This is a genomic window from Sulfitobacter mediterraneus (assembly GCF_016801775.1).
GTDB lineage: Bacteria > Pseudomonadota > Alphaproteobacteria > Rhodobacterales > Rhodobacteraceae > Sulfitobacter > Sulfitobacter mediterraneus_A.
In genome coordinates this window covers 2,152,297-2,171,362 of sequence record NZ_CP069004.1, presented here as the reverse complement: position 1 = coordinate 2,171,362, position 19,066 = coordinate 2,152,297, and the positions used below count along the sequence as shown (strand labels likewise).

Genomic DNA, 19,066 nt, shown 5'->3' with positions numbered 1-19,066 from the left:
TGAAGATAGAAAAGCCCCTCGCGGAAACGCGGGGGGCTTTTTGCGTCCTGACCTTGGGGTGCGCTTTTGGCTCCCAACCCCGTTGGCAGTGCATTCAACCGACCTTGCAGCGGGCGGCATTGGTACACAGGTTAAGCCAAAACGAGAGCGACGTGACGCGGATGCCAGCGTTGTTAGCGCTGTCGAAGGAATGCCCGGATGACGTTTTATGAGCGGTTGGGTTAAAGACCTTCATGCTGGAATAGCGTTGGGCGTCTGCCTATGGTATTTTTATTGCAATTTAGAATTAAGTTTGAAGCTAGTTGGAAGCCTAGCGCAAACCAGTGGCAGGAGAGTGGATGCCAAAACCAGTACATCAGGAATGGCTGAAAGAAGGAGTCAAGGCTTGGAATAAGCGTCGAAAGCGCATCGACTTCTCGCCAAACCTATCGGGTGTTAACTTTTTCAATAATCTTCCACCTGATTTTAGAGAGTCCCCAAAAACCTCCAGAACATTTGAGAGGATTAATCTATCTGGGGCCGACTTGCGAGGTTCCGACCTTTCCCATCTAAATTTTCAAGGAGCTGATTTTACTGGTGCTGATCTCCGCGAAGCTGATTTGTCTTTGTCCAATTTCGATAACGCGAAGTTCAAGGATGCCGACCTGTCTTTTGCAGCCTGCGAAAACTCGACCTTCGCAGGCGCAGTTTTTGAACGGACCATTGCAAATGGTTTTGAATTTGAACAGTCGGAAGTAGCTAGCGCCAAATTTATTGGGTTAGATTTACGCCCGGAGCAAATAGGTAGCCTAGAAAGGCAAGGGGCGCAGGTGTTTGCCAGCAGGCAAGACTATCAGGCAAGTGTCTCAGGGCCGCGAATTGGGTTTCGCTTGAGTACGGGCATTGATTCTACCTCAACTGATGACAACCGCCGAACTTCCAAAAATAGATATGATGTCTTTTTTGGGACAAATCGTGAGCCCATAATTGAACGAGGAGCTCTCAGCGGTTTCAAAGCGACAGAAGCGGAAAAATTGAGTTTTGGCCTGTGCGAAGTTACTGTTCCAGAAGGCCATAGAGTAGGTTCGCTTGGCTCTCCATTGTGGAAGCGCCTAGTGAATATGAAAGACGACCGACTGCGTTTGGATTCCATCATTTCGTTGGATGAAGAGCTCTTCTTTCAACATATAATTGCGTCCACTAAGAAAATGAAAAATCAGGAAAGAGCCACAATTTTCATTCATGGGTTCAATAATTCGTTTGAAGACGCGGTAATGCGGGCGGCCCAGATTGGGTATGATCTCGGAATCGGACAAGGAGTGGGGCTTTTCAGTTGGCCTTCGAAGGGACGGAAGCTGTCGTATAGCGCAGACGAACGTGCTGCTGAGGCCAGCAAATACTCTCTCGCTGACTTCGTTGAGAAGTTTCTAAACAAGTCAGCAGTATCAGGCGTGAATATTATTGCGCACAGTATGGGGTGCCGTTGCCTTCTAGGTGCTATGGAGGTTCTGTCTCGGCGCGAGAATGAAGTCTTAGAGAAGGTGAATCAGGTCATCCTCGCTGCTGCGGACGTCGATACTGGCATAATGCCAAAGTTGGCTCAGGCATCGACCAAATATTCTACTAGAACGACTTCTTACGTATCAGGTCATGACAAGGCGCTGAAACTATCTGGATGGCTGCATGAGTTTCCCAGAGTTGGGTTCATTCCTCCAACTTTCGTAATGAGCGGGATGGATACTGTATTGGTGAACAATGATGATCTCGGGACTCTGGCGCATGGATATATCGGGAGTAGCCGGACAGTGCTATCCGATATATTCGCGCTTCTTGCGAGAAATGATGAACCTAGTGAGCGCTTCACTTTGGAAGACACCAGGCTTGGGTATTGGCGGATAAAGACATGAGGGTGAGCCCCCTTGACCCCACTCCCAATCCCTCCTAAACGACCCCATCGGCACAGCCCCAGATTCGTCTGGGGCTTTGTTGTTGTTTGCATTGCGGGGCCATAGCCCAACAAGCAGACATCCACCGGGGACCTTCGGGGCCCTATAACCATTGCCGCCTTTCGGGGTGGCACTACAGCTAAACGGAAGACAGACAACATGGCACTCAAGTCGTACAAACCGACGACGCCGGGCCAGCGTGGGCTGGTACTGATCGACCGTTCGGAGCTTTGGAAAGGTCGCCCTGTTAAGGCCCTCACGGAAGGTCTTACAAAACACGGCGGACGGAACAACACCGGACGGATCACAATGCGTCGCAAAGGTGGGGGTGCAAAGCGCCTTTACCGTATCGTTGATTTCAAGCGCAACAAGATGGACATGTCCGCTGTTGTGGCTCGGATCGAATATGACCCGAACCGGACCGCGTTTATCGCCCTGATTCAATATGAAGATGGCGAGCAGGCCTATATCCTCGCACCGCAGCGTTTGGCTGTGGGTGACAAGGTCATCGCCTCCGCCAAAGCCGACATCAAGCCAGGCAATGCAATGCCTTTCTCTGGCATGCCAATCGGTACAATCGTGCACAACATCGAGATGAAGCCCGGTAAGGGTGGTCAGATCGCCCGTGCCGCCGGTACATACGCCCAGTTCGTGGGCCGTGACGGTGGCTACGCTCAGATCCGTTTGAGCTCCGGCGAACTGCGTCTCGTGCGTCAGGAATGCATGGCCACCGTTGGTGCCGTGTCCAACCCTGACAACTCCAACCAGAACTACGGTAAAGCGGGCCGCATGCGTCACAAGGGCATCCGTCCTTCGGTACGTGGTGTCGTGATGAACCCGATCGATCACCCGCACGGTGGTGGTGAAGGCCGTACATCCGGTGGTCGTCACCCAGTGACACCTTGGGGTAAGCCGACAAAGGGTGCAAAGACCCGCAACAAGAACAAAGCGTCCAGCCGTCTTATCGTACGGTCCCGGCACGCCAAGAAGAAGGGGCGTTAATCAATGTCTCGTTCAGTATGGAAAGGTCCTTTTGTTGACTCTTATGTCCTCAAGAAGGCCGAAGCATCTCGCGAAAGCGGTCGTAACGAAGTGATCAAGATCTGGTCGCGTCGTTCGACAATTCTGCCCCAGTTTGTTGGTCTGACCTTTGGTGTCTACAACGGCCACAAGCATATTCCTGTTAACGTCAGCGAAGACATGATTGGTCAGAAGTTTGGTGAATATTCGCCAACTCGGACCTACTACGGTCATGCCGCCGACAAAAAAGCGAAGCGGAAATAAGCCATGAGCAAGGATAAGAATCCCCGCCGCGTGGCAGACAATGAAGCACGTGCAAAACTGCGCATGCTGAAGACGTCGCCGCAGAAACTGAACCTCGTTGCTGGCCTGATCCGCGGCAAGAAGGTGGACAAGGCCCTGACGGACCTGACGTTCTCCAAAAAGCGTGTCGCACAAGACGTGAAGAAATGCCTTCAGTCTGCAATTGCCAACGCCGAGAACAACCACAACCTTGACGTGGACGAGCTGATCGTGGCCGAGGCCTATGTCGGTAAGAACATGACACTCAAGCGTGGTCGTCCACGTGCGCGTGGCCGTTTCGGCAAGATCATGAAGCCGTTCGCAGAAGTCACAATCGTCGTGCGTCAAGTTGAGGAGCAAGCATAATGGGTAACAAAGTAAACCCGATCGGCATGCGCCTGCAGGTGAACCGCACATGGGACAGCCGCTGGTACGCCGACACCAAGGACTATGGTGATCTTCTTCTCGAAGATCTGGCCATCCGTGCCTTCATCAAAGAAGAGTGCAAGCAGGCCGGTATCGCGCGTGTGATCATCGAACGTCCGCACAAGAAGTGCCGCGTTACGATCCACACTGCCCGTCCTGGCGTTATCATTGGTAAGAAAGGTGCAGACATTGAAGGTCTGCGTCAGAAAATCGCCAAGATGACCTCTTCGGAACTGCACCTGAACATCGTTGAGGTCCGCAAGCCCGAACTGGATGCCGCACTGGTTGGTGAAAGCATCGCACAGCAGCTGGAGCGCCGGGTATCTTTCCGCCGCGCCATGAAGCGTGCGGTACAAAACGCCATGCGTATGGGTGCCCTGGGTATCCGTGTGAACGTTGCCGGCCGTCTGGGCGGTGCAGAAATCGCGCGTACCGAATGGTACCGTGAGGGCCGCGTGCCACTGCACACTCTGCGTGCTGACATTGATTACGCACATGTTGAAGCGACAACCGCTTACGGCATCATCGGGATCAAGACCTGGATCTTCAAAGGCGAGATCATGGAACATGACCCGGCAGCACGTGACCGCAAGGCACAAGAAATCCAAGACGGCCCAGCACCTCGCGGTGCCGGCGGTCGTCGCTAAGGAGGGCTGAAAGATGCTTCAACCAAAGCGTACGAAGTTCCGTAAGCAGTTCAAAGGCTCGATCAAGGGTCTGGCAAAGGGCGGGTCTGACCTGAACTTTGGCACCTACGGCCTGAAGGCTCTGCAGCCTGAGCGTGTGACTGCACGCCAGATCGAAGCTGCACGTCGTGCCATGACGCGTCACATGAAACGTCAAGGCCGTGTCTGGATCCGCATCTTCCCGGATGTGCCCGTAACCTCCAAGCCCGTCGAAGTACGTATGGGTAAAGGTAAAGGTTCCGTGGATTTCTGGGCGGCCAAGGTCAAGCCAGGCCGGATCATGTTTGAGATCGATGGTGTGAATGATGACATCGCGCGTGAAGCGCTGCGTCTGGCGGCAATGAAGCTGCCAATCAAAACACGCGTCGTGGTCCGCGAAGACTGGTAAACAGGTCGCACCGGCATCGCCGGTGCGGGCCAACCGGAGGCAGGGTATTTCGCAGAAATGCCCGTTCCGGCCCCGGTTTTTGAGGTCCGGTGCACATTTGATGCGCACCCACAGTTTTAGAATAAGCCCCCGCCGAGTTTTCGGCGGGGGCTTTTTGTTTTTGAGGGTGATCAGTGCGCGCCATTACTGCAAGCCGGCGGGCCGGCCCCCACAGCATCCCTCTGGCCAACTGCGCCTGAGCCGAGTAGCGTAAGCTACATACTCACAGCTGCCAGGCGGACCACATATGAAACATGTTCCAAAGCCCACCACTGATGCGGACCTGATCAAGGAATTTCTTGATAAGGGCGGGTCTGTCAAAAAGGGCAAGACCAAGCCGATGCCTGCTGACCTGGGGCTGAGCAACAATCAGTGGGGTAACAAGCTGACCAAAGAAGAAAAGGCCGCTGTGAAGGCGCAGGAAGAAGAGGCCATGAAAGCCGCGAAGAAGTAGTTTCGGTTCGGCTCAGGTCGCCGGTTACGGCCCCGCCCCTGGCATTAACCCCAGCTGTAGTTGAAGCTGACCGAGATCCGGTCGTCTTCGGCCATGTTCATTGGCACCTCATGGCGCAGCCAGCTTTCCCAGAGAAGCACATCTCCAACCGCCGGTTTGGCATAGAAGAACGCCCGCAGATCATCGGGCGCGTCTTTGGTCCGGCCCGGCGCGGCCATCATCATCGGCAGGCGTGGATCTTCGTATTTGATCGAAGCAGAGCCGTCCGGCAGGGCCACATAGGTGGTGCCGGAGATTACTGAATGCGGATGGATGTGGGAGGTGTGGATGCCGCCCTCAGGCAGGATGTTGATCCAGATGTCTTCGAGCTTCAGCTCTTTGCCGTCCAGATCAAAGGCCAGTTCCTTGGCAAATGCTGCTACATGTTCGTCCAGCACTTTGATCAGTGCCTCAAACACCGGGAACCGCCAGCCCAGATCCGTGAGCGATGCATAGGAGGTGTAGCCGGGATACCCGTTGTCCTCGCACCATTGCTGGCCCGCCTCATCGTCCTCTGCAATGGACCAGCAGGATGCTTCAAGCTCCGCTTGATCGACGGGTGTGCCGTGCTCGGTCAGCGCGGCGTGATAAAGGCGGGTCACAAACAGTGATTTGATATCTGACATGGGCCGTTCTTAACGCAGCTGAGATCCAGAGGCGAGAGGGGAAGGCGCTACCATGCGTTCTGAACGGCGCGGGACAAGAAGAACCCGTGACCGTCCTGATTGCGGCAATCCAGCCCCTTGGTCGAGGACTGGCAGGTGATGCCGCCAAACTGGCCTGTCACCCCGTATTCTGCGACGCTTTGCCCGCCGTAGCCCCGCTCTCCCGCCCCGAGACAGCTCATGCTGACATAGCCGCGGTCCAACATCTCGACCTTGATTCCGCGGCTTACAGGGCAACCGGCCATCTGCGGTACCGACGACGGGCCGCTGCGTTTGAAGATGCTGCAAATTATGTCTGATCCGTCAAACCCTTCGCCCACCGAACATTCGATGTTCCCCGAAGGGGTGCTGAAGGTCCAGACATCGGCAAGGGCCGGGGCGGTTGAAAGGGTCAGCAGGACAAGGGACAAACGAAACATGATCTCTCCAATTCATCGTGATAATAGGCCAAGTATAAATGAAAAATCCCGGATTCGGCTACCAGCGGGCGGATCATTGGAATACCGGCCCCCTAGGGGCTTGCATTATGATCGGGCAGGGCGTATTGGCACCCTTCATCATGAACTCCACCAGAATCATGGTCACCCTCTCGGGGCCTACTGGTGATGTTGAAAGGACAAGGCCGTGAAAGCCAACGAACTGCATGACAAGACGCCGGATCAACTCCGTGACGAACTTGTGAACCTCAAGAAAGAAGCCTTTAACCTGCGTTTCCAGCAGGCGACCGGCCAACTCGAGAACCCTGCGCGTCTGCGCAGTGTTAAGCGCGACGTGGCACGTGTCCACACTGTGTTGAACCAAAAAGCCGCTGCCGCGGCATCCGCTGAATAAGGAGCCTGAATAATGCCAAAGCGTATCCTGACAGGCACCGTAACATCGGACGCCAATGCACAGACAGTCACCGTATCCGTAGAGCGTCGCTTTACGCACCCGGTTCTGAAAAAAACCATCCGTAAGTCCAAGAAGTACCGGGCTCACGACGAGAACAACGCATACAAAGTGGGCGACAGCGTTCGCATCATCGAATGTGCACCCAAGTCCAAGACCAAACGTTGGGAAGTTCTGACCGCCGAGGCGTAACCAGATCTAACCAACTTAATCGAAACCCTAGGGATAAGGCACGCATCGCCCCCTACAGGTCGGGAGAAACCAAATGATCCAGATGCAGACCAACCTGGATGTTGCTGACAACAGCGGCGCGCGCCGTGTTCAGTGCATCAAGGTCCTGGGTGGTTCCAAGCGTAAGTACGCATCCGTAGGCGACATCATTGTTGTCTCGGTTAAGGAAGCCATCCCACGCGGTCGTGTGAAAAAAGGCGACGTCCGCAAGGCCGTCGTTGTTCGCACAGCCAAAGAAGTTCGTCGCGACGATGGCACCGCCATCCGCTTTGACCGCAATGCAGCGGTCATCCTGAACAACAACAATGAGCCCGTAGGTACACGTATCTTTGGACCAGTTGTTCGTGAGCTCCGCGGCAAAAACTTCATGAAGATTATCTCGCTCGCGCCGGAGGTGCTGTAATGGCTGCTAAACTTCGCAAAGGTGACAAGGTCATCGTGCTTGCCGGTAAGGACAAGGGCAAAACAGGGACAATTTCCTCTGTAGACCCAAAATCCGGTAAGGCCATCGTAGACGGCGTTAAAATCGCCATCCGCGCCACACGCCAATCCCAGGAAAGCCAGGGCGGCCGCATCCCAAAAGCGATGCCGATCGACCTGTCGAACCTCGCCATCGTGGATGCCAACGGCAAAGCGACACGCGTAGGCTTCAAAATGGAAGGCGACAAGAAAGTGCGCTTTGCAAAAACCACGGGGGACGTGATTGATGCTTGATACTGCAAACTACACACCCCGCCTTCTGAACGTCTACCGCGACGAGATCCGCGCCAAGATGAAAGAAGAGTTCGGTTACAAGAACGACATGATGATCCCACGTCTTGATAAGATCGTGCTGAACATCGGTTGTGGTGCTGCTGCTGTTCGTGACAGCAAGAAAGCCAAATCCGCTCAGGAAGACCTGACTGCGATTGCCGGCCAGAAAGCGATGACCACAATTGCCAAGAAATCCATCGCGGGTTTCCGTGTGCGTGAAGAAATGCCACTGGGCGCGAAAGTGACCCTGCGCGGCGAACGTATGTACGAATTCCTTGACCGTCTGATCACGATTGCAATGCCTCGTATCCGCGACTTCCGCGGCATCTCTGGCAAGTCTTTCGATGGCCGTGGCAACTATGCCATGGGTCTCAAAGAGCACCTCGTATTCCCTGAAATCGACTTTGATAAAGTTGATGAAAACTGGGGTATGGACATCGTCATCGCCACCACGGCGAAAACCGACGCAGAAGCGAAAGCATTGTTGACAGCGTTCAACATGCCTTTCAGCCAATAAGCGCGGGAAGGATTAGATATGGCTAAGAAATCCATGATCGCACGCGAGAAAAAGCGTGAAGCACTGGTCAAGAAATACGCAGCAAAGCGTGCCGCTCTCAAAGAGATCGTGAGCGACGAAAGCAAGCCAATGGAAGAGCGTTTCCGCGCCTCCCTGAAGCTGGCGAAACTGCCTCGCAACTCCAGCGCTGTGCGTTTGCACAACCGCTGCCAGCTGACAGGTCGTCCACACGCTTATTATCGTAAACTGAAAATCTCGCGTATCGCGCTGCGTGATCTTGGCTCAGCAGGCCAGATCCCCGGCATGGTCAAGTCGAGCTGGTAAGGAGCGCATCAGATGAACGATCCTATCGCAGATATGCTGACACGCATCCGTAACTCTTCTATGCGCGGCAAATCCACTGTCTCGACACCAGCGTCCAAGCTGCGTGCCTGGGTTCTGGATGTGCTTGCAGACGAAGGTTACATCCGTGGCTACGAAAAAACCACGGGCGCAGATGGCCACCCAGCCATCGAAATCAGCCTCAAGTACTACGAGGGCGAACCTGTTATTCGTGAGTTGAAGCGGGTTTCCAAGCCTGGCCGCCGCGTCTACATGGGCGTCAATGACATTCCAGTTGTCCGTCAGGGCCTGGGTGTGTCGATTGTCTCCACCCCAAAGGGTGTGATGTCGGATCAAAGTGCACGCAGCCAGAACGTTGGCGGCGAAGTGCTCTGCACCGTATTCTAAGGAGTAGATCATGTCTCGTATTGGTAAAAAACCGGTTGAACTGCCCAGCGGCGTAAGCGCCTCTGTCAGCGGTCAGACCATCGAAGTGAAGGGCCCTAAGGGTACTCGGAGCTTTAAGGCCACAGATGATGTGACAATGTCTGTTGAAGACAACGTTGTGTCCATCACGCCACGCGGCAAATCCAAGCGCGCGCGCCAGCAGTGGGGCATGTCCCGCACCATGGTCGCCAACTTGGTCACCGGCGTGACCGAAGGCTTTAAAAAAGAGCTTGAGATCCAGGGTGTTGGTTATCGTGCAGCGATCACCGGCAACACACTGAAACTGAACCTCGGCCTGAGCCACGACGTGGATTATGTTGCACCTGAAGGTGTGACTGTTACCGCGCCCAAGCAGACCGAAATCGTTGTGGAAGGCATTGACGAACAGCTTGTTGGTCAGGTCGCCGCGAACATCCGCGCATGGCGTAAGCCCGAGCCCTATAAGGGCAAGGGCATCCGCTATAAGGGCGAGTTCGTCTTCCGCAAAGAAGGCAAGAAGAAGTAAGGATAGCTCAGATGGCAAACAGCAAAAGAACTCTGTTTCTGAAACGCCGCCTGCGCGTTCGGAACAAACTTCGCCGGGTCAACGCAGGGCGCATGCGTCTTTCCGTTCACCGTTCGAACAAAAACATCTCGGTCCAGTTGATCGACGACGTGAACGGCAAAACACTGGCCGCCGCATCGACGCTCGAAAAAGATCTGGGTGTCGTTGGCAAGAACAACATCGAAGCGGCAACCAAGGTTGGCGCAGCGATCGCGGAACGTGCCAAGAAGGCCGGCGTGGAAGAAGCATACTTTGACCGGGGCGGTTTCCTGTTCCACGGCAAAGTCAAAGCTCTTGCAGACGCGGCCCGTGAAGGCGGTCTGAAGATCTAAGTCGCCATGGGGGCTTGCCCCCGGCGCATCACAGAAAACGAAGAGGGCGTATGATGCGCCCTCTCGATGATCCGGGGGCCGCAAAGGTCCACCAGGGTTGATCCAAATGGCGCAAGCCACCCAATCAGAGGATGTTCTCATGGCAGAACGTGAAAACCGTCGCGGCCCACGCCGCGATCGTGACGAAGCACCGGAATTTGCCGACCGCCTGGTCGCCATCAACCGCGTGTCCAAAACCGTAAAAGGTGGTAAGCGCTTTGGCTTCGCTGCTTTGGTCGTTGTCGGTGACCAAAAAGGTCGCGTCGGCTTTGGCAAAGGTAAAGCGAAAGAGGTGCCTGAGGCGATCCGCAAGGCAACCGAGCAAGCCAAACGCCAGATGATCCGCGTTCAGCTGCGCGAAGGCCGCACGTTGCACCACGACATGGAAGGCCGTCACGGCGCCGGTAAGGTGGTTATGCGCACAGCACCAGAAGGTACCGGTATCATCGCCGGTGGTCCAATGCGTGCCGTGTTCGAGATGCTGGGTGTGAAGGACGTTGTGTCCAAATCCATCGGCTCGCAGAACCCGTACAACATGATCCGCGCCACCATGGACGGCCTGAAGAAAGAATCTTCACCGCGTTCCGTGGCACAGCGCCGCGGCAAGAAAGTTGCCGACATTCTGCCCAAGACCGACGCACCTGCGCCGGCAGCTGAGGAGGCCTAAATCATGGCGAAGACTATCGTTGTAAAACAGATCGGTTCTCCGATCCGTCGCCCCGCAAAGCAGCGCCAGACGCTGATCGGCCTGGGCCTGAACAAAATGCACAAAACCCGCGAGCTGGAAGACACCCCAGCCGTGCGCGGCATGATCAACAAGATCCCGCACATGGTCGAGATCGTAGAAGAAAAAGGCTAAGCCGCCTCTTTTTCAAACGCGATACGCAAGATCAATCGCCCCGCAGCTTCTGCGGGGCGTTTTGCGTCTGACCGCCCGATGGAAGAGCGATCCGGCGAGCACTGCCGAAAGGGTAAACAGTTTGTTTACGCGCCGGGGCGGCCAGCTGCCTTATTCTTGCCCAATTCCGGCATCAAACCCGAACAGGCCTTGACCACCGGCTTTTTGCGGGCGCTGAAAAGAGTCCTGACTGGGGACTGATACCATTACCTTGACCTGCACTTTCTCCGACCACCTTAGCCATGATGCGCGGGACACAGGCGTGCCCGCGCGGCTCTATGCGATGGACACCGCCAAGGGCATCGGCATTGCCTTTGTGGTTTTTGGTCATGCCTGGCGTGGGGCTTATGATGCAGGGCTGCTAACCGATTCCGACCTGTTTCGGTGGGTCGATGCGGTGATCTATGCCTGGCATATGCCGCTGTTCTTTTTTCTGTCGGGGATATTCTTTCTTGAGCTCCTTAAACGCCGGGCACCTTTTGCCTTTTTCAAGGATCGCGGGTTGCGCCTTCTGTGGCCGATTTCCCTTTGATCCCGCTGCCACCCTATGAACATCTTTGGTTCCTCTGGACACTTTTCCTCGTTCAGGGGGCCGTTCTGGCCCTGTACCTTGCGCTCCGTGGGCGTCTGGACCAAAAGCGGCTGCGGCTATTGGCCGGGATCGGTGCGATGGGACTGGCGCTGCTCATGCCGTTGATTTACCTGCCTTCCACGGTTTTTGGCCCTGCCGTTGCCCATTTCCCCTTTTTCCTTGCCGGTATTGCGATGGCGGGCCACGGCAATGCCCGACCCTCTGGCCTGATGGCGGCGGCTGCGGCCGTGATCTTTGCAGTGCTGCTTGCGCAAGTCGCGCTGAGCGGTGGCGCGTCGATCAGCTCGCTGGCGCTCACGGTCTTGCTTTATTCCGTATGTCTCTGGCTGGACCCCAACCGGCGCGTGCCTGGTCCCACGTTGCGCCTGTTGCGCACCCTGGGGAGGTATTCCATGGCGATTTTTCTGGCCCATACGATCTTTTCCGCAGCGGTTCGGATCGGGCTGATCCAGGTTGGTTATACCGCGCTGGTGCCGCAGCTGCTGCTGGCAAGCTTGGCGGGGCTCCTTGGGCCGATCTTGCTGGTGCTTCTGGCGCGCCGCCTGCGCCTGCAGCGCCTGCTGGGGCTTTGAGCCGCGTCCGCGCCAATAGTTCCGCTTGATCCCGGCGCCATCGCCCTCTATACGCCCCCCGGTGGCCCGCATTCTGTGCGCCAGAAACGAATCGTAACGCCGTGTTTGACCGCTCCCGTCGCTGGGGGTCAGTTCCGGCAAAAGGAGAAGCGACATGAAACTGAACGAACTGTCCGACAACGAAGGCGCAACCAAGAAACGCAAGCGCGTTGGTCGTGGTCCTGGCTCCGGCACCGGTAAAATGGGTGGCCGTGGTATCAAAGGTCAGAAATCCCGCTCGGGTGTGGCGATCAATGGGTACGAAGGCGGCCAGATGCCCCTCTACCAACGCCTGCCAAAGCGTGGCTTTAACAAGCCGAACCGGAAATCTTTTGCCGTTGTGAACCTGGGCCTGATCCAGAAATTCATCGACGCCAAGAAGCTGGACGCGAAAAAGCCGATTGATGGCGCAGCACTGGTGGCTTCCGGCCTCGTGCGCCGCGAACTGGACGGCATCCGCGTTCTGGCGAAAGGTGAAATCACCTCCAAGGTCGATCTGCAGGTTACCGGCGCCTCCAAAGGTGCGGTTGAAGCAGTTGAAAAAGCAGGCGGTTCCATCACAGTTGCAGCCAAAGCGGCAGCAGCGGCTGAGTAACGCAGCCTAAAGACTTGTGAGCGGGGCCTGTCCCGCTTACATAGTTTTCTAGTTTTCCTGAACGCCGCCCGCCGGAAAACGGCCCGGGCGGCGTTTTCATAACAATAAAAGAGACCCAACATGGTATCTGCCGTCGAAAATATGGCCGCCAACACCAGCTGGTCCGCATTGGGCAAGGCCACTGATCTGCGCAACCGGATCCTGTTTACCCTTGGTTTGCTGATCGTTTACCGCCTTGGCACGTTTATCCCGGTTCCCGGCATTGATGGGCAGGCCCTGCGCGACTTTATGGAAAGCGCGGGCCAAGGTATCGGCGGCATGGTTTCGATGTTCACCGGCGGCGCACTTGGCCGTATGGGGATCTTTGCTTTGGGCATCATGCCCTATATCTCCGCCTCGATCATCGTCCAGTTGATGACCTCGATGGTGCCCGCGCTTGAGCAACTCAAGAAAGAGGGCGAACAGGGCCGCAAGAAAATCAACCAATACACCCGTTACGGCACTGTGGCGCTGGCGACAGTGCAGTCTTACGGCCTCGCAGTCTCGCTGGAGGCAGGCGATATCGCTGCTGATCCGGGCATGTATTTTCGCATTGCCTGTATGATCACGCTGGTCGGCGGCACCATGTTCCTGATGTGGTTGGGTGAGCAGATCACCGCACGCGGCATTGGCAACGGGATCTCCCTGATCATCTTTGTGGGCATTATCGCCGAGGTTCCTGCAGCGATTGCACAGTTCTTTGCCTCCGGTCGTTCCGGCGCGATCAGCCCTGCCGTGATTGTCGGGGTGTTGGTGATGGTGATCGCAACCATTATGTTTGTGGTCTTTATGGAGCGTGCCCTGCGTAAGATCCATATCCAGTATCCGCGCCGGCAGGTTGGCATGAAAATGTATGACGGCGGCTCCTCGCATCTGCCGGTCAAGGTAAACCCGGCGGGCGTGATCCCGGCGATCTTTGCCTCGTCCCTCCTGCTGCTGCCCGTGACGATCAGCACGTTTTCTGGCAATAGCACTGGTCCGATCATGTCGGTTCTGCTGGCCAATTTTGGCCCCGGACAACCACTGTATCTGCTGTTCTTCATCGCGATGATCGTGTTCTTTGCGTATTTCTACACCTTCAACGTCAGCTTCAAACCTGATGATGTTGCGGACAACCTCAAGAACCAGAACGGATTTGTGCCGGGTATTCGTCCAGGCAAGAAGACGGCGGAATATCTTGAGTATGTCGTCAACCGCGTGTTGGTGCTGGGTGCGGGCTATCTCGCGGCGGTCTGTGTGATGCCAGAAATCCTGCGCGGCCAATTCGCGATCCCGTTCTATTTCGGCGGCACCTCGGTCTTGATCGTTGTGTCCGTCACCATGGATACCATTCAACAGGTCCAAAGCCATTTGCTGGCCCATCAATATGAAGGCCTGCTGGAGAAGTCGCAGTTGCGCGGCAAATCCGGTGGCAAAGGTAAAGGTCCACGCAAGAAACGGAGCCCAATTCGCCGATGAACATTATTCTTCTAGGGCCTCCAGGCGCAGGCAAAGGCACCCAGGCGCGTCGCTTGGTCGAGGGCCGCAACATGGTGCAACTTTCGACTGGTGATATGCTGCGCGAAGCAAAAGACAGCGGCACTGAAATGGGCAACATGGTTGCGGGCGTGATGGCCCGCGGCGAGCTGGTAACGGATGAGATCGTGATCGGCCTGATCCGCGAAAAGCTCACCGGTGACAACAAGGGTGGCTTCATCTTTGACGGCTTCCCCCGCACGCTCGAACAGGCCGATGCATTGGCCAAGCTGATGGCGGATGAAGGTCAGACACTTGATGCCGTGATCGAGATGCGTGTCGATGACGAGGCTTTGGTGGACCGAATTACAGCCCGCTCGACCTGCGGCGGATGCGGTGAGGTCTACAACGACAACACCAAGCCGATCCCGGCGGACGGAAAATGCACCAACTGCGGTGCCAGCGATTTCAAACGCCGCGCCGATGACAATGAAGAAAGCCTCAAGACCCGGCTGATGGCCTATTACAAACAGACCTCGCCGCTGATCGGATATTACTACGCCAAGGACAATCTGAACGTCGTGAATGGTCTTGGTGCCATTGATGAGGTCCAAGGCGAAATCGCGGCTGTTCTGGACGCCTGATCATCCGCCTTTCTGGCCCTAAATAATCCGGGGGTTTGGGGGCTGGCCCCCATTCCCGCCATTGCAGCGATCACCGTCTTGACCTGTCTGCAAAAACCCCATAGTCAGCGCTATCTCGAAAGAGAATCAAATTGCGGGGCGGGTAGCGCCCAAACCGCAAGATCACCTGATCAGCTGTAGCCCGATGGCACCACGCCTCGGGCTTCACGTTGTGAAAAAAGGGTCTGGCATGACGGACCCGCAACGAAAAGGAAGAGAACACGTGGCACGTATTGCCGGCGTAAACATCCCGACTGCAAAGCGGGTTCCAATCGCCCTCACATATATCACAGGTATCGGTAACACCTCCGCAAAAGCGATTTGCGAAGCTGTCGGTATCGACGAAACCCGTCGCATCAACGAATTGTCTGACGCCGAAGTGCTGAAGATCCGTGAGCACATCGACGAAAACTACACCGTCGAAGGTGACCTGCGTCGTGATACGCAGATGAACATCAAGCGTCTGATGGACCTTGGTTGCTACCGTGGCCTGCGCCACCGTCGTAACCTGCCGGTTCGCGGTCAGCGTACTCACACCAATGCTCGCACCCGCAAAGGCCCCGCAAAGGCCATTGCCGGTAAGAAGAAATAAGGGAGGATCTGACAGATGGCACGCGACGCAAAACGCACCAAGCGTAAGGTCTCCAAGAACATCGCCGCAGGTGTGGCGCATGTGAACAGCTCCTTCAACAACACCAAGATCCTGATCTCGGATGTTCAAGGTAACGCAATCAGCTGGTCCTCTGCCGGCACCATGGGTTTCAAAGGGTCGCGTAAATCGACACCTTATGCCGCCCAGATGGCTGCTGAGGATGCAGGCCGCAAGGCACAGGAACACGGCGTGAAAACGCTGGAAGTCGAAGTGCAGGGTCCGGGCTCTGGTCGTGAAAGCGCATTGCGCGCTCTGGCGGCTGCAGGCTTTAACATCACGTCGATCCGTGACGTGACACCCATGGCCCACAACGGCTGCCGTCCACCTAAGCGCCGCCGCGTTTAAGAGGGCACGATATTGTCTGGGGCTGCGCACGTCACGCGGCCCCAAAAGCATTTTTGAAACCTCGAGCGTTTGCGCCTTTTGGACATGAGGCACAAACAAGGATGGAGGGACACATGATCCACAAAAATTGGGCTGAATTGATCAAACCACAACAGCTGGACGTCAAGCCGGGCAATGACCCTGCGCGTCAGGCGACCGTGATGGCAGAACCGCTTGAGCGCGGTTTTGGTCTGACAATGGGCAACGCCCTGCGCCGGGTGCTGATGAGCAGCCTTCAGGGGGCCGCGATCACATCCGTACAGATCGACAACGTGCTGCATGAGTTCTCTTCGGTGGCTGGTGTGCGTGAAGACGTGACCGACATCATTTTGAACCTCAAAGGTGTTTCCTTGCGCATGGAAGTCGAAGGGCCAAAGCGCCTGTCGATTTCTGCCAAGGGTCCGGGTGTTGTCACCGCCGGTGACATCAGCGAGTCCGCTGGTATCGAAATTCTGAACCGTGACCATGTGATCTGCCACCTCGATGATGGTGCCGACGTTTACATGGAGTTGATCGTCAACACCGGCAAAGGCTATGTCTCTGCCGAAAAGAACAAGCCGGAAGATGCGCCAATTGGCCTGATCCCGATTGATGCGATCTATTCTCCGGTCAAGAAAGTGTCTTATGATGTGCAGCCGACCCGTGAAGGTCAGGTGCTGGATTATGACAAGCTGACCATGAAAGTGGAAACAGACGGGTCCATCACACCGGATGACGCCGTGGCCTTTGCCGCGCGTATTCTGCAGGACCAGCTGGGCATTTTCGTGAACTTTGATGAACCGGAATCCGCGTCCCGCCAGGACGACGATGATGGTCTGGAATTCAACCCGCTGCTGCTGAAAAAAGTGGACGAGCTGGAGCTTTCCGTGCGTTCGGCAAACTGCCTCAAGAACGACAACATCGTTTACATCGGCGATCTGATCCAGAAAACCGAAGCCGAAATGCTGCGCACACCGAACTTCGGCCGCAAATCCTTGAACGAGATCAAGGAAGTGCTGTCGGGTATGGGGCTGCACCTCGGCATGGACGTCGAAGACTGGCCGCCAGACAACATCGAAGACCTCGCCAAGAAGTTCGAGGATTCGTTCTAAGAAACGTGAGGTGGGGTGAACCCCACCTTACATCCACCACGATCGGGCATCTTGCCCCAAGGAGAGCGGTTGACACGCATCAGCCGCCGGACAAAGCAAAACGGCCCGTAGAGGGCACCAAATTGGAGACTAGAAAATGCGTCACGCACGTGGATATCGCCGCCTGAACCGTACACATGAGCACCGCAAGGCGCTCTGGGCAAACATGGCCGGCTCGCTCATCGAACATGAGCAAATCAAAACAACTTTGCCAAAAGCAAAAGAACTGCGCCCGATCATCGAGAAGCTGATCACGCTGGCGAAACGCGGCGATCTGCACGCCCGCCGTCAGGCCGCGTCCAAGCTCAAGCAGGACCAGTATGTCGCGAAATTGTTCGACATCCTTGGTCCGCGCTACAAAGACCGCCAGGGTGGTTATGTGCGCGTTCTCAAAGCGGGCTTCCGCTATGGCGACATGGCGCCCATGGCGATCATCGAATTTGTTGATCGTGACCGCGACGCAAAAGGCGCAGGCGATAAAGCCCGCCTGGCAGCGGAAGAAGCCGCAGAATAAGTTAAGGCCGCAGATTGCGACCCGGAAAGCCCCGCCATTGGCGGGGTTTTTTGTTTTGGCCGGGGCGCATTGAGTATTTAGAGCCAAAAAGGGCAGGGGAGTTGCGCATTTCATCACGGCTGCGCATATCTGGGATATGAAGATATTTGTTTTAATTCTCGCGCTGATGGCTGGCCCCCTGACCGCGCAGCAACAGGTGCCGCAGAGCGCGGCGCAGATGCAGCTGAGCTTTGTGCCCTTGGTCAAAGAGGCAACGCCCGCCGTTGTGAACATCTACGCCAAGATCATTACCCAGGCACAGCGCACCCCGTTGCAGCGCGATCCGTTTTTCGAGCGGTTCTTTCGTGATCCCTATTCCGAAAAGCCGCGCGTGCAAAACTCGCTTGGCTCCGGTGTGATCCTGTCTGCGGATGGGATTGTTGTGTCCAATTATCACGTCGTTGGCATGGCGACGGAGATCCGTGTGGTTTTGAATGACCGGCGTGAATACAACGCGCGGGTCTTGTTGGGGGATCGGGATGCGGATCTGGCCATCCTCAAGATTGATGCCGAAGAGGATTTGCCGTTCCTGACCCTTCGCGGCAGCGAAACGGTTGAAGTCGGCGAACTGGCCTTGGCCATCGGCAACCCCTTTGGGGTAGGCCAGACCGTCAGCAGCGGGATTGTCTCCGGTTTGGCCCGCAGCGGCGCGGGAGGCGGCAATTCGGGTCTTGGTTATTTCATCCAGACCGACGCGCCGATCAATCCGGGGAATTCGGGCGGTGCGTTGATTGACATGGCTGGGCGGTTGATTGGCATCAACACTTCTATTCTCACGCGATCCGGCGGCAGCAACGGGATCGGGTTTGCCATTCCGGCAGATCTGGTTGCGGCCTTTGTTGAACGCGCGCGGGATGGTGCCACGGAATTTGACCGCCCCTGGGCGGGGATCAGCGGGCAGCCTGTCGATAGCGACATGGCGGCGACACTGGGATTGGACCGGTCGGGGGGTATCATCGTGTCGGGTCTGCATGCGGCCAGCCCCTTCCTTGCGGCGGGCTTGGAGGTTGGTGATGTGATTTTGGAAGTTGGCGGCGCTGCGGTGAACACCCCGGCTGAGATGGTCTACCGGATGAGCGTTGCGGGCCTCGCCCGCGAAACCCCGGTGCTATATCTGCGCGGCGGCAAGCGATTTGAGGTCCAGGTTGCGTTGATCGCCGCCCCCGACGAGCCGCCACGCGATCAGATCGTGATGACCGAGCGAAGCCTGCTGCCCGGTCTGGTGCTGGCGCGGATCAATCCGGCGGTGATCTCCGAAATGAACTTGCCACTTGAAGCAACCGGTGTGGTGGTGGTTGAGGCGGGCCGCTTTGCCCAGCGGGTCGGGCTGCGGCGCGGGGACGTGATCGTGCACATCAACGAGACCGAGATTTCCAGCCCCGAAGACGCTGCTGAATTGCTGAGCGGCAAAGTGCGCTGGATCGAGATGACCTTGCAGCGTGGCGACCGGCGTACGCTCTTGCGGTTCAGGGTGTAAG

Annotated in this window: 30 protein-coding genes; 28 read left to right on the top strand and 2 right to left on the bottom strand. The window is 56.3% G+C overall.

The genetic code is table 11. The features are described from left to right. The first annotated feature begins 338 nt into the window (after positions 1-338). From JNX03_RS10690 to JNX03_RS10660, 7 genes are all read left to right on the top strand, one after another. Complete coding sequence (locus JNX03_RS10690; RefSeq protein ID WP_203209039.1) at positions 339-1,886, top strand: alpha/beta hydrolase; 1,548 nt, start codon at positions 339-341, stop codon at positions 1,884-1,886. A 198-nt stretch (positions 1,887-2,084) separates the two neighbouring features. Further along, on the top strand, positions 2,085-2,927 hold the full coding sequence (gene rplB / locus JNX03_RS10685) for a 50S ribosomal protein L2 (protein WP_203209038.1): 843 nt from the start codon (positions 2,085-2,087) through the stop codon (positions 2,925-2,927). 3 nt (positions 2,928-2,930) lie between these two features. Continuing rightward, a complete protein-coding gene (gene rpsS / locus JNX03_RS10680) occupies positions 2,931-3,209 on the top strand; it encodes a 30S ribosomal protein S19 (protein WP_067296663.1) in 279 nt (92 codons plus the stop codon). 3 nt (positions 3,210-3,212) lie between these two features. Continuing rightward, positions 3,213-3,593, top strand: a complete 381-nt coding sequence (gene rplV / locus JNX03_RS10675; RefSeq protein ID WP_025048096.1) for a 50S ribosomal protein L22 — start codon at positions 3,213-3,215, stop codon at positions 3,591-3,593. Further along, complete coding sequence (gene rpsC / locus JNX03_RS10670) at positions 3,593-4,300, top strand: 30S ribosomal protein S3 (protein ID WP_203209037.1); 708 nt, start codon at positions 3,593-3,595, stop codon at positions 4,298-4,300. The genes rplV and rpsC overlap by 1 nt, the downstream gene beginning before the upstream one ends. Before the next feature lie 13 nt (positions 4,301-4,313). Beyond that, positions 4,314-4,727, top strand: coding sequence for a 50S ribosomal protein L16 (gene rplP, locus JNX03_RS10665; protein WP_025048094.1), 414 nt, complete (start codon positions 4,314-4,316; stop codon positions 4,725-4,727). A 286-nt stretch (positions 4,728-5,013) separates the two neighbouring features. Next, complete coding sequence (locus JNX03_RS10660; protein ID WP_203209036.1) at positions 5,014-5,220, top strand: hypothetical protein; 207 nt, start codon at positions 5,014-5,016, stop codon at positions 5,218-5,220. A gap of 44 nt (positions 5,221-5,264) precedes the next feature. Here the strand turns inward: JNX03_RS10660 and JNX03_RS10655 are convergent, their stop codons facing one another. Together JNX03_RS10655 and JNX03_RS10650 are read right to left on the bottom strand one after the other, a co-directional pair. Continuing rightward, positions 5,265-5,885 (bottom strand): TIGR02466 family protein, encoded by a 621-nt coding sequence (locus tag JNX03_RS10655; protein WP_203209035.1) that lies wholly within the window; start codon positions 5,883-5,885, stop codon positions 5,265-5,267. 47 nt (positions 5,886-5,932) lie between these two features. Continuing rightward, the gene (locus JNX03_RS10650) at positions 5,933-6,343 is read right to left on the bottom strand and encodes a DUF6636 domain-containing protein (RefSeq protein WP_203209034.1); all 411 of its coding nucleotides are present in this window, start codon (positions 6,341-6,343) and stop codon (positions 5,933-5,935) included. A 205-nt stretch (positions 6,344-6,548) separates the two neighbouring features. On the opposite strand from JNX03_RS10650, the gene rpmC reads away from it, so the two are divergent. The 21 genes from rpmC to JNX03_RS10545 all read left to right on the top strand — a co-directional run bounded on the left by rpmC (position 6,549) and on the right by JNX03_RS10545 (position 19,065). Then, positions 6,549-6,755: a 50S ribosomal protein L29 gene (gene rpmC, locus JNX03_RS10645; RefSeq protein ID WP_025048088.1), complete on the top strand. Its 207-nt coding sequence runs from the start codon at positions 6,549-6,551 to the stop codon at positions 6,753-6,755. A 12-nt stretch (positions 6,756-6,767) separates the two neighbouring features. After that, positions 6,768-7,004, top strand: a complete 237-nt coding sequence (rpsQ, locus tag JNX03_RS10640) for a 30S ribosomal protein S17 (RefSeq protein WP_025048087.1) — start codon at positions 6,768-6,770, stop codon at positions 7,002-7,004. A gap of 73 nt (positions 7,005-7,077) precedes the next feature. Then, entirely contained in the window at positions 7,078-7,446 is a 369-nt protein-coding gene (gene rplN, locus JNX03_RS10635) for a 50S ribosomal protein L14 (protein WP_025045929.1), read from the top strand. Next, positions 7,446-7,757 (top strand): 50S ribosomal protein L24, encoded by a 312-nt coding sequence (gene rplX / locus JNX03_RS10630; RefSeq protein ID WP_025048086.1) that lies wholly within the window; start codon positions 7,446-7,448, stop codon positions 7,755-7,757. The genes rplN and rplX overlap by 1 nt, the downstream gene beginning before the upstream one ends. Then, complete coding sequence (rplE, locus tag JNX03_RS10625) at positions 7,750-8,313, top strand: 50S ribosomal protein L5 (protein ID WP_203209033.1); 564 nt, start codon at positions 7,750-7,752, stop codon at positions 8,311-8,313. The genes rplX and rplE overlap by 8 nt, the downstream gene beginning before the upstream one ends. A gap of 18 nt (positions 8,314-8,331) precedes the next feature. Next, a complete protein-coding gene (rpsN, locus tag JNX03_RS10620; protein WP_025048084.1) occupies positions 8,332-8,637 on the top strand; it encodes a 30S ribosomal protein S14 in 306 nt (101 codons plus the stop codon). Positions 8,638-8,649: 12 nt separating this feature from the next. Further along, a complete protein-coding gene (gene rpsH, locus JNX03_RS10615; RefSeq protein WP_025048083.1) occupies positions 8,650-9,042 on the top strand; it encodes a 30S ribosomal protein S8 in 393 nt (130 codons plus the stop codon). Positions 9,043-9,052: 10 nt separating this feature from the next. After that, positions 9,053-9,586, top strand: a complete 534-nt coding sequence (rplF, locus tag JNX03_RS10610; protein WP_203209032.1) for a 50S ribosomal protein L6 — start codon at positions 9,053-9,055, stop codon at positions 9,584-9,586. A gap of 11 nt (positions 9,587-9,597) precedes the next feature. Next, entirely contained in the window at positions 9,598-9,957 is a 360-nt protein-coding gene (rplR, locus tag JNX03_RS10605; protein ID WP_203209031.1) for a 50S ribosomal protein L18, read from the top strand. Positions 9,958-10,096: 139 nt separating this feature from the next. Beyond that, the gene (rpsE, locus tag JNX03_RS10600) at positions 10,097-10,663 is read left to right on the top strand and encodes a 30S ribosomal protein S5 (RefSeq protein ID WP_025048080.1); all 567 of its coding nucleotides are present in this window, start codon (positions 10,097-10,099) and stop codon (positions 10,661-10,663) included. A 3-nt stretch (positions 10,664-10,666) separates the two neighbouring features. Next, positions 10,667-10,855, top strand: a complete 189-nt coding sequence (gene rpmD, locus JNX03_RS10595) for a 50S ribosomal protein L30 (protein WP_203209030.1) — start codon at positions 10,667-10,669, stop codon at positions 10,853-10,855. A gap of 250 nt (positions 10,856-11,105) precedes the next feature. Beyond that, a complete protein-coding gene (locus JNX03_RS10590) occupies positions 11,106-11,426 on the top strand; it encodes an acyltransferase family protein (protein ID WP_203209029.1) in 321 nt (106 codons plus the stop codon). Then, entirely contained in the window at positions 11,408-12,058 is a 651-nt protein-coding gene (locus tag JNX03_RS10585; protein ID WP_203209028.1) for an acyltransferase family protein, read from the top strand. Before JNX03_RS10590 ends, JNX03_RS10585 begins: the two co-directional genes overlap by 19 nt. Before the next feature lie 154 nt (positions 12,059-12,212). Continuing rightward, positions 12,213-12,692 carry a 50S ribosomal protein L15 gene (rplO, locus tag JNX03_RS10580; RefSeq protein ID WP_025048077.1) on the top strand — a complete coding sequence of 160 codons (480 nt, stop codon included), beginning with the start codon at positions 12,213-12,215 and terminating at the stop codon, positions 12,690-12,692. 120 nt (positions 12,693-12,812) lie between these two features. Next, on the top strand, positions 12,813-14,189 hold the full coding sequence (gene secY / locus JNX03_RS10575) for a preprotein translocase subunit SecY (protein WP_203209027.1): 1,377 nt from the start codon (positions 12,813-12,815) through the stop codon (positions 14,187-14,189). Next, entirely contained in the window at positions 14,186-14,830 is a 645-nt protein-coding gene (locus JNX03_RS10570; protein WP_203209026.1) for an adenylate kinase, read from the top strand. The genes secY and JNX03_RS10570 overlap by 4 nt, the downstream gene beginning before the upstream one ends. Positions 14,831-15,092: 262 nt before the next feature. Beyond that, positions 15,093-15,461: a 30S ribosomal protein S13 gene (gene rpsM, locus JNX03_RS10565; protein WP_025048074.1), complete on the top strand. Its 369-nt coding sequence runs from the start codon at positions 15,093-15,095 to the stop codon at positions 15,459-15,461. A 15-nt stretch (positions 15,462-15,476) separates the two neighbouring features. Then, positions 15,477-15,866 carry a 30S ribosomal protein S11 gene (gene rpsK / locus JNX03_RS10560; RefSeq protein ID WP_025048073.1) on the top strand — a complete coding sequence of 130 codons (390 nt, stop codon included), beginning with the start codon at positions 15,477-15,479 and terminating at the stop codon, positions 15,864-15,866. A gap of 113 nt (positions 15,867-15,979) precedes the next feature. Then, a complete protein-coding gene (locus tag JNX03_RS10555) occupies positions 15,980-16,996 on the top strand; it encodes a DNA-directed RNA polymerase subunit alpha (RefSeq protein ID WP_025048072.1) in 1,017 nt (338 codons plus the stop codon). Between the two features lie 136 nt (positions 16,997-17,132). After that, entirely contained in the window at positions 17,133-17,549 is a 417-nt protein-coding gene (rplQ, locus tag JNX03_RS10550; RefSeq protein WP_025048071.1) for a 50S ribosomal protein L17, read from the top strand. A 136-nt stretch (positions 17,550-17,685) separates the two neighbouring features. Then, positions 17,686-19,065: a trypsin-like peptidase domain-containing protein gene (locus tag JNX03_RS10545; protein WP_203209025.1), complete on the top strand. Its 1,380-nt coding sequence runs from the start codon at positions 17,686-17,688 to the stop codon at positions 19,063-19,065. Position 19,066: the final 1 nt, after the last annotated feature.

Bases quoted from the DNA above. Each gene is read 5' to 3' on its own strand.
- JNX03_RS10690 (WP_203209039.1), top strand. From the start codon at position 339: ATGCCAAAACCAGTACATCAGGAATGGCTGAAAGAAGGAGTCAAGGCT.
- rplB (WP_203209038.1), top strand. From the start codon at position 2,085: ATGGCACTCAAGTCGTACAAACCGACGACGCCGGGCCAGCGTGGGCTG.
- rpsS (WP_067296663.1), top strand. From the start codon at position 2,931: ATGTCTCGTTCAGTATGGAAAGGTCCTTTTGTTGACTCTTATGTCCTC.
- rplV (WP_025048096.1), top strand. From the start codon at position 3,213: ATGAGCAAGGATAAGAATCCCCGCCGCGTGGCAGACAATGAAGCACGT.
- rpsC (WP_203209037.1), top strand. From the start codon at position 3,593: ATGGGTAACAAAGTAAACCCGATCGGCATGCGCCTGCAGGTGAACCGC.
- rplP (WP_025048094.1), top strand. From the start codon at position 4,314: ATGCTTCAACCAAAGCGTACGAAGTTCCGTAAGCAGTTCAAAGGCTCG.
- JNX03_RS10660 (WP_203209036.1), top strand. From the start codon at position 5,014: ATGAAACATGTTCCAAAGCCCACCACTGATGCGGACCTGATCAAGGAA.
- JNX03_RS10655 (WP_203209035.1), bottom strand. From the start codon at position 5,885: ATGTCAGATATCAAATCACTGTTTGTGACCCGCCTTTATCACGCCGCG.
- JNX03_RS10650 (WP_203209034.1), bottom strand. From the start codon at position 6,343: ATGTTTCGTTTGTCCCTTGTCCTGCTGACCCTTTCAACCGCCCCGGCC.
- rpsQ (WP_025048087.1), top strand. From the start codon at position 6,768: ATGCCAAAGCGTATCCTGACAGGCACCGTAACATCGGACGCCAATGCA.
- rplN (WP_025045929.1), top strand. From the start codon at position 7,078: ATGATCCAGATGCAGACCAACCTGGATGTTGCTGACAACAGCGGCGCG.
- rplX (WP_025048086.1), top strand. From the start codon at position 7,446: ATGGCTGCTAAACTTCGCAAAGGTGACAAGGTCATCGTGCTTGCCGGT.
- rplE (WP_203209033.1), top strand. From the start codon at position 7,750: ATGCTTGATACTGCAAACTACACACCCCGCCTTCTGAACGTCTACCGC.
- rpsN (WP_025048084.1), top strand. From the start codon at position 8,332: ATGGCTAAGAAATCCATGATCGCACGCGAGAAAAAGCGTGAAGCACTG.
- rpsH (WP_025048083.1), top strand. From the start codon at position 8,650: ATGAACGATCCTATCGCAGATATGCTGACACGCATCCGTAACTCTTCT.
- rplF (WP_203209032.1), top strand. From the start codon at position 9,053: ATGTCTCGTATTGGTAAAAAACCGGTTGAACTGCCCAGCGGCGTAAGC.
- rplR (WP_203209031.1), top strand. From the start codon at position 9,598: ATGGCAAACAGCAAAAGAACTCTGTTTCTGAAACGCCGCCTGCGCGTT.
- rpsE (WP_025048080.1), top strand. From the start codon at position 10,097: ATGGCAGAACGTGAAAACCGTCGCGGCCCACGCCGCGATCGTGACGAA.
- rpmD (WP_203209030.1), top strand. From the start codon at position 10,667: ATGGCGAAGACTATCGTTGTAAAACAGATCGGTTCTCCGATCCGTCGC.
- rplO (WP_025048077.1), top strand. From the start codon at position 12,213: ATGAAACTGAACGAACTGTCCGACAACGAAGGCGCAACCAAGAAACGC.
- secY (WP_203209027.1), top strand. From the start codon at position 12,813: ATGGTATCTGCCGTCGAAAATATGGCCGCCAACACCAGCTGGTCCGCA.
- JNX03_RS10570 (WP_203209026.1), top strand. From the start codon at position 14,186: ATGAACATTATTCTTCTAGGGCCTCCAGGCGCAGGCAAAGGCACCCAG.
- rpsK (WP_025048073.1), top strand. From the start codon at position 15,477: ATGGCACGCGACGCAAAACGCACCAAGCGTAAGGTCTCCAAGAACATC.
- JNX03_RS10555 (WP_025048072.1), top strand. From the start codon at position 15,980: ATGATCCACAAAAATTGGGCTGAATTGATCAAACCACAACAGCTGGAC.
- rplQ (WP_025048071.1), top strand. From the start codon at position 17,133: ATGCGTCACGCACGTGGATATCGCCGCCTGAACCGTACACATGAGCAC.
- JNX03_RS10545 (WP_203209025.1), top strand. From the start codon at position 17,686: ATGAAGATATTTGTTTTAATTCTCGCGCTGATGGCTGGCCCCCTGACC.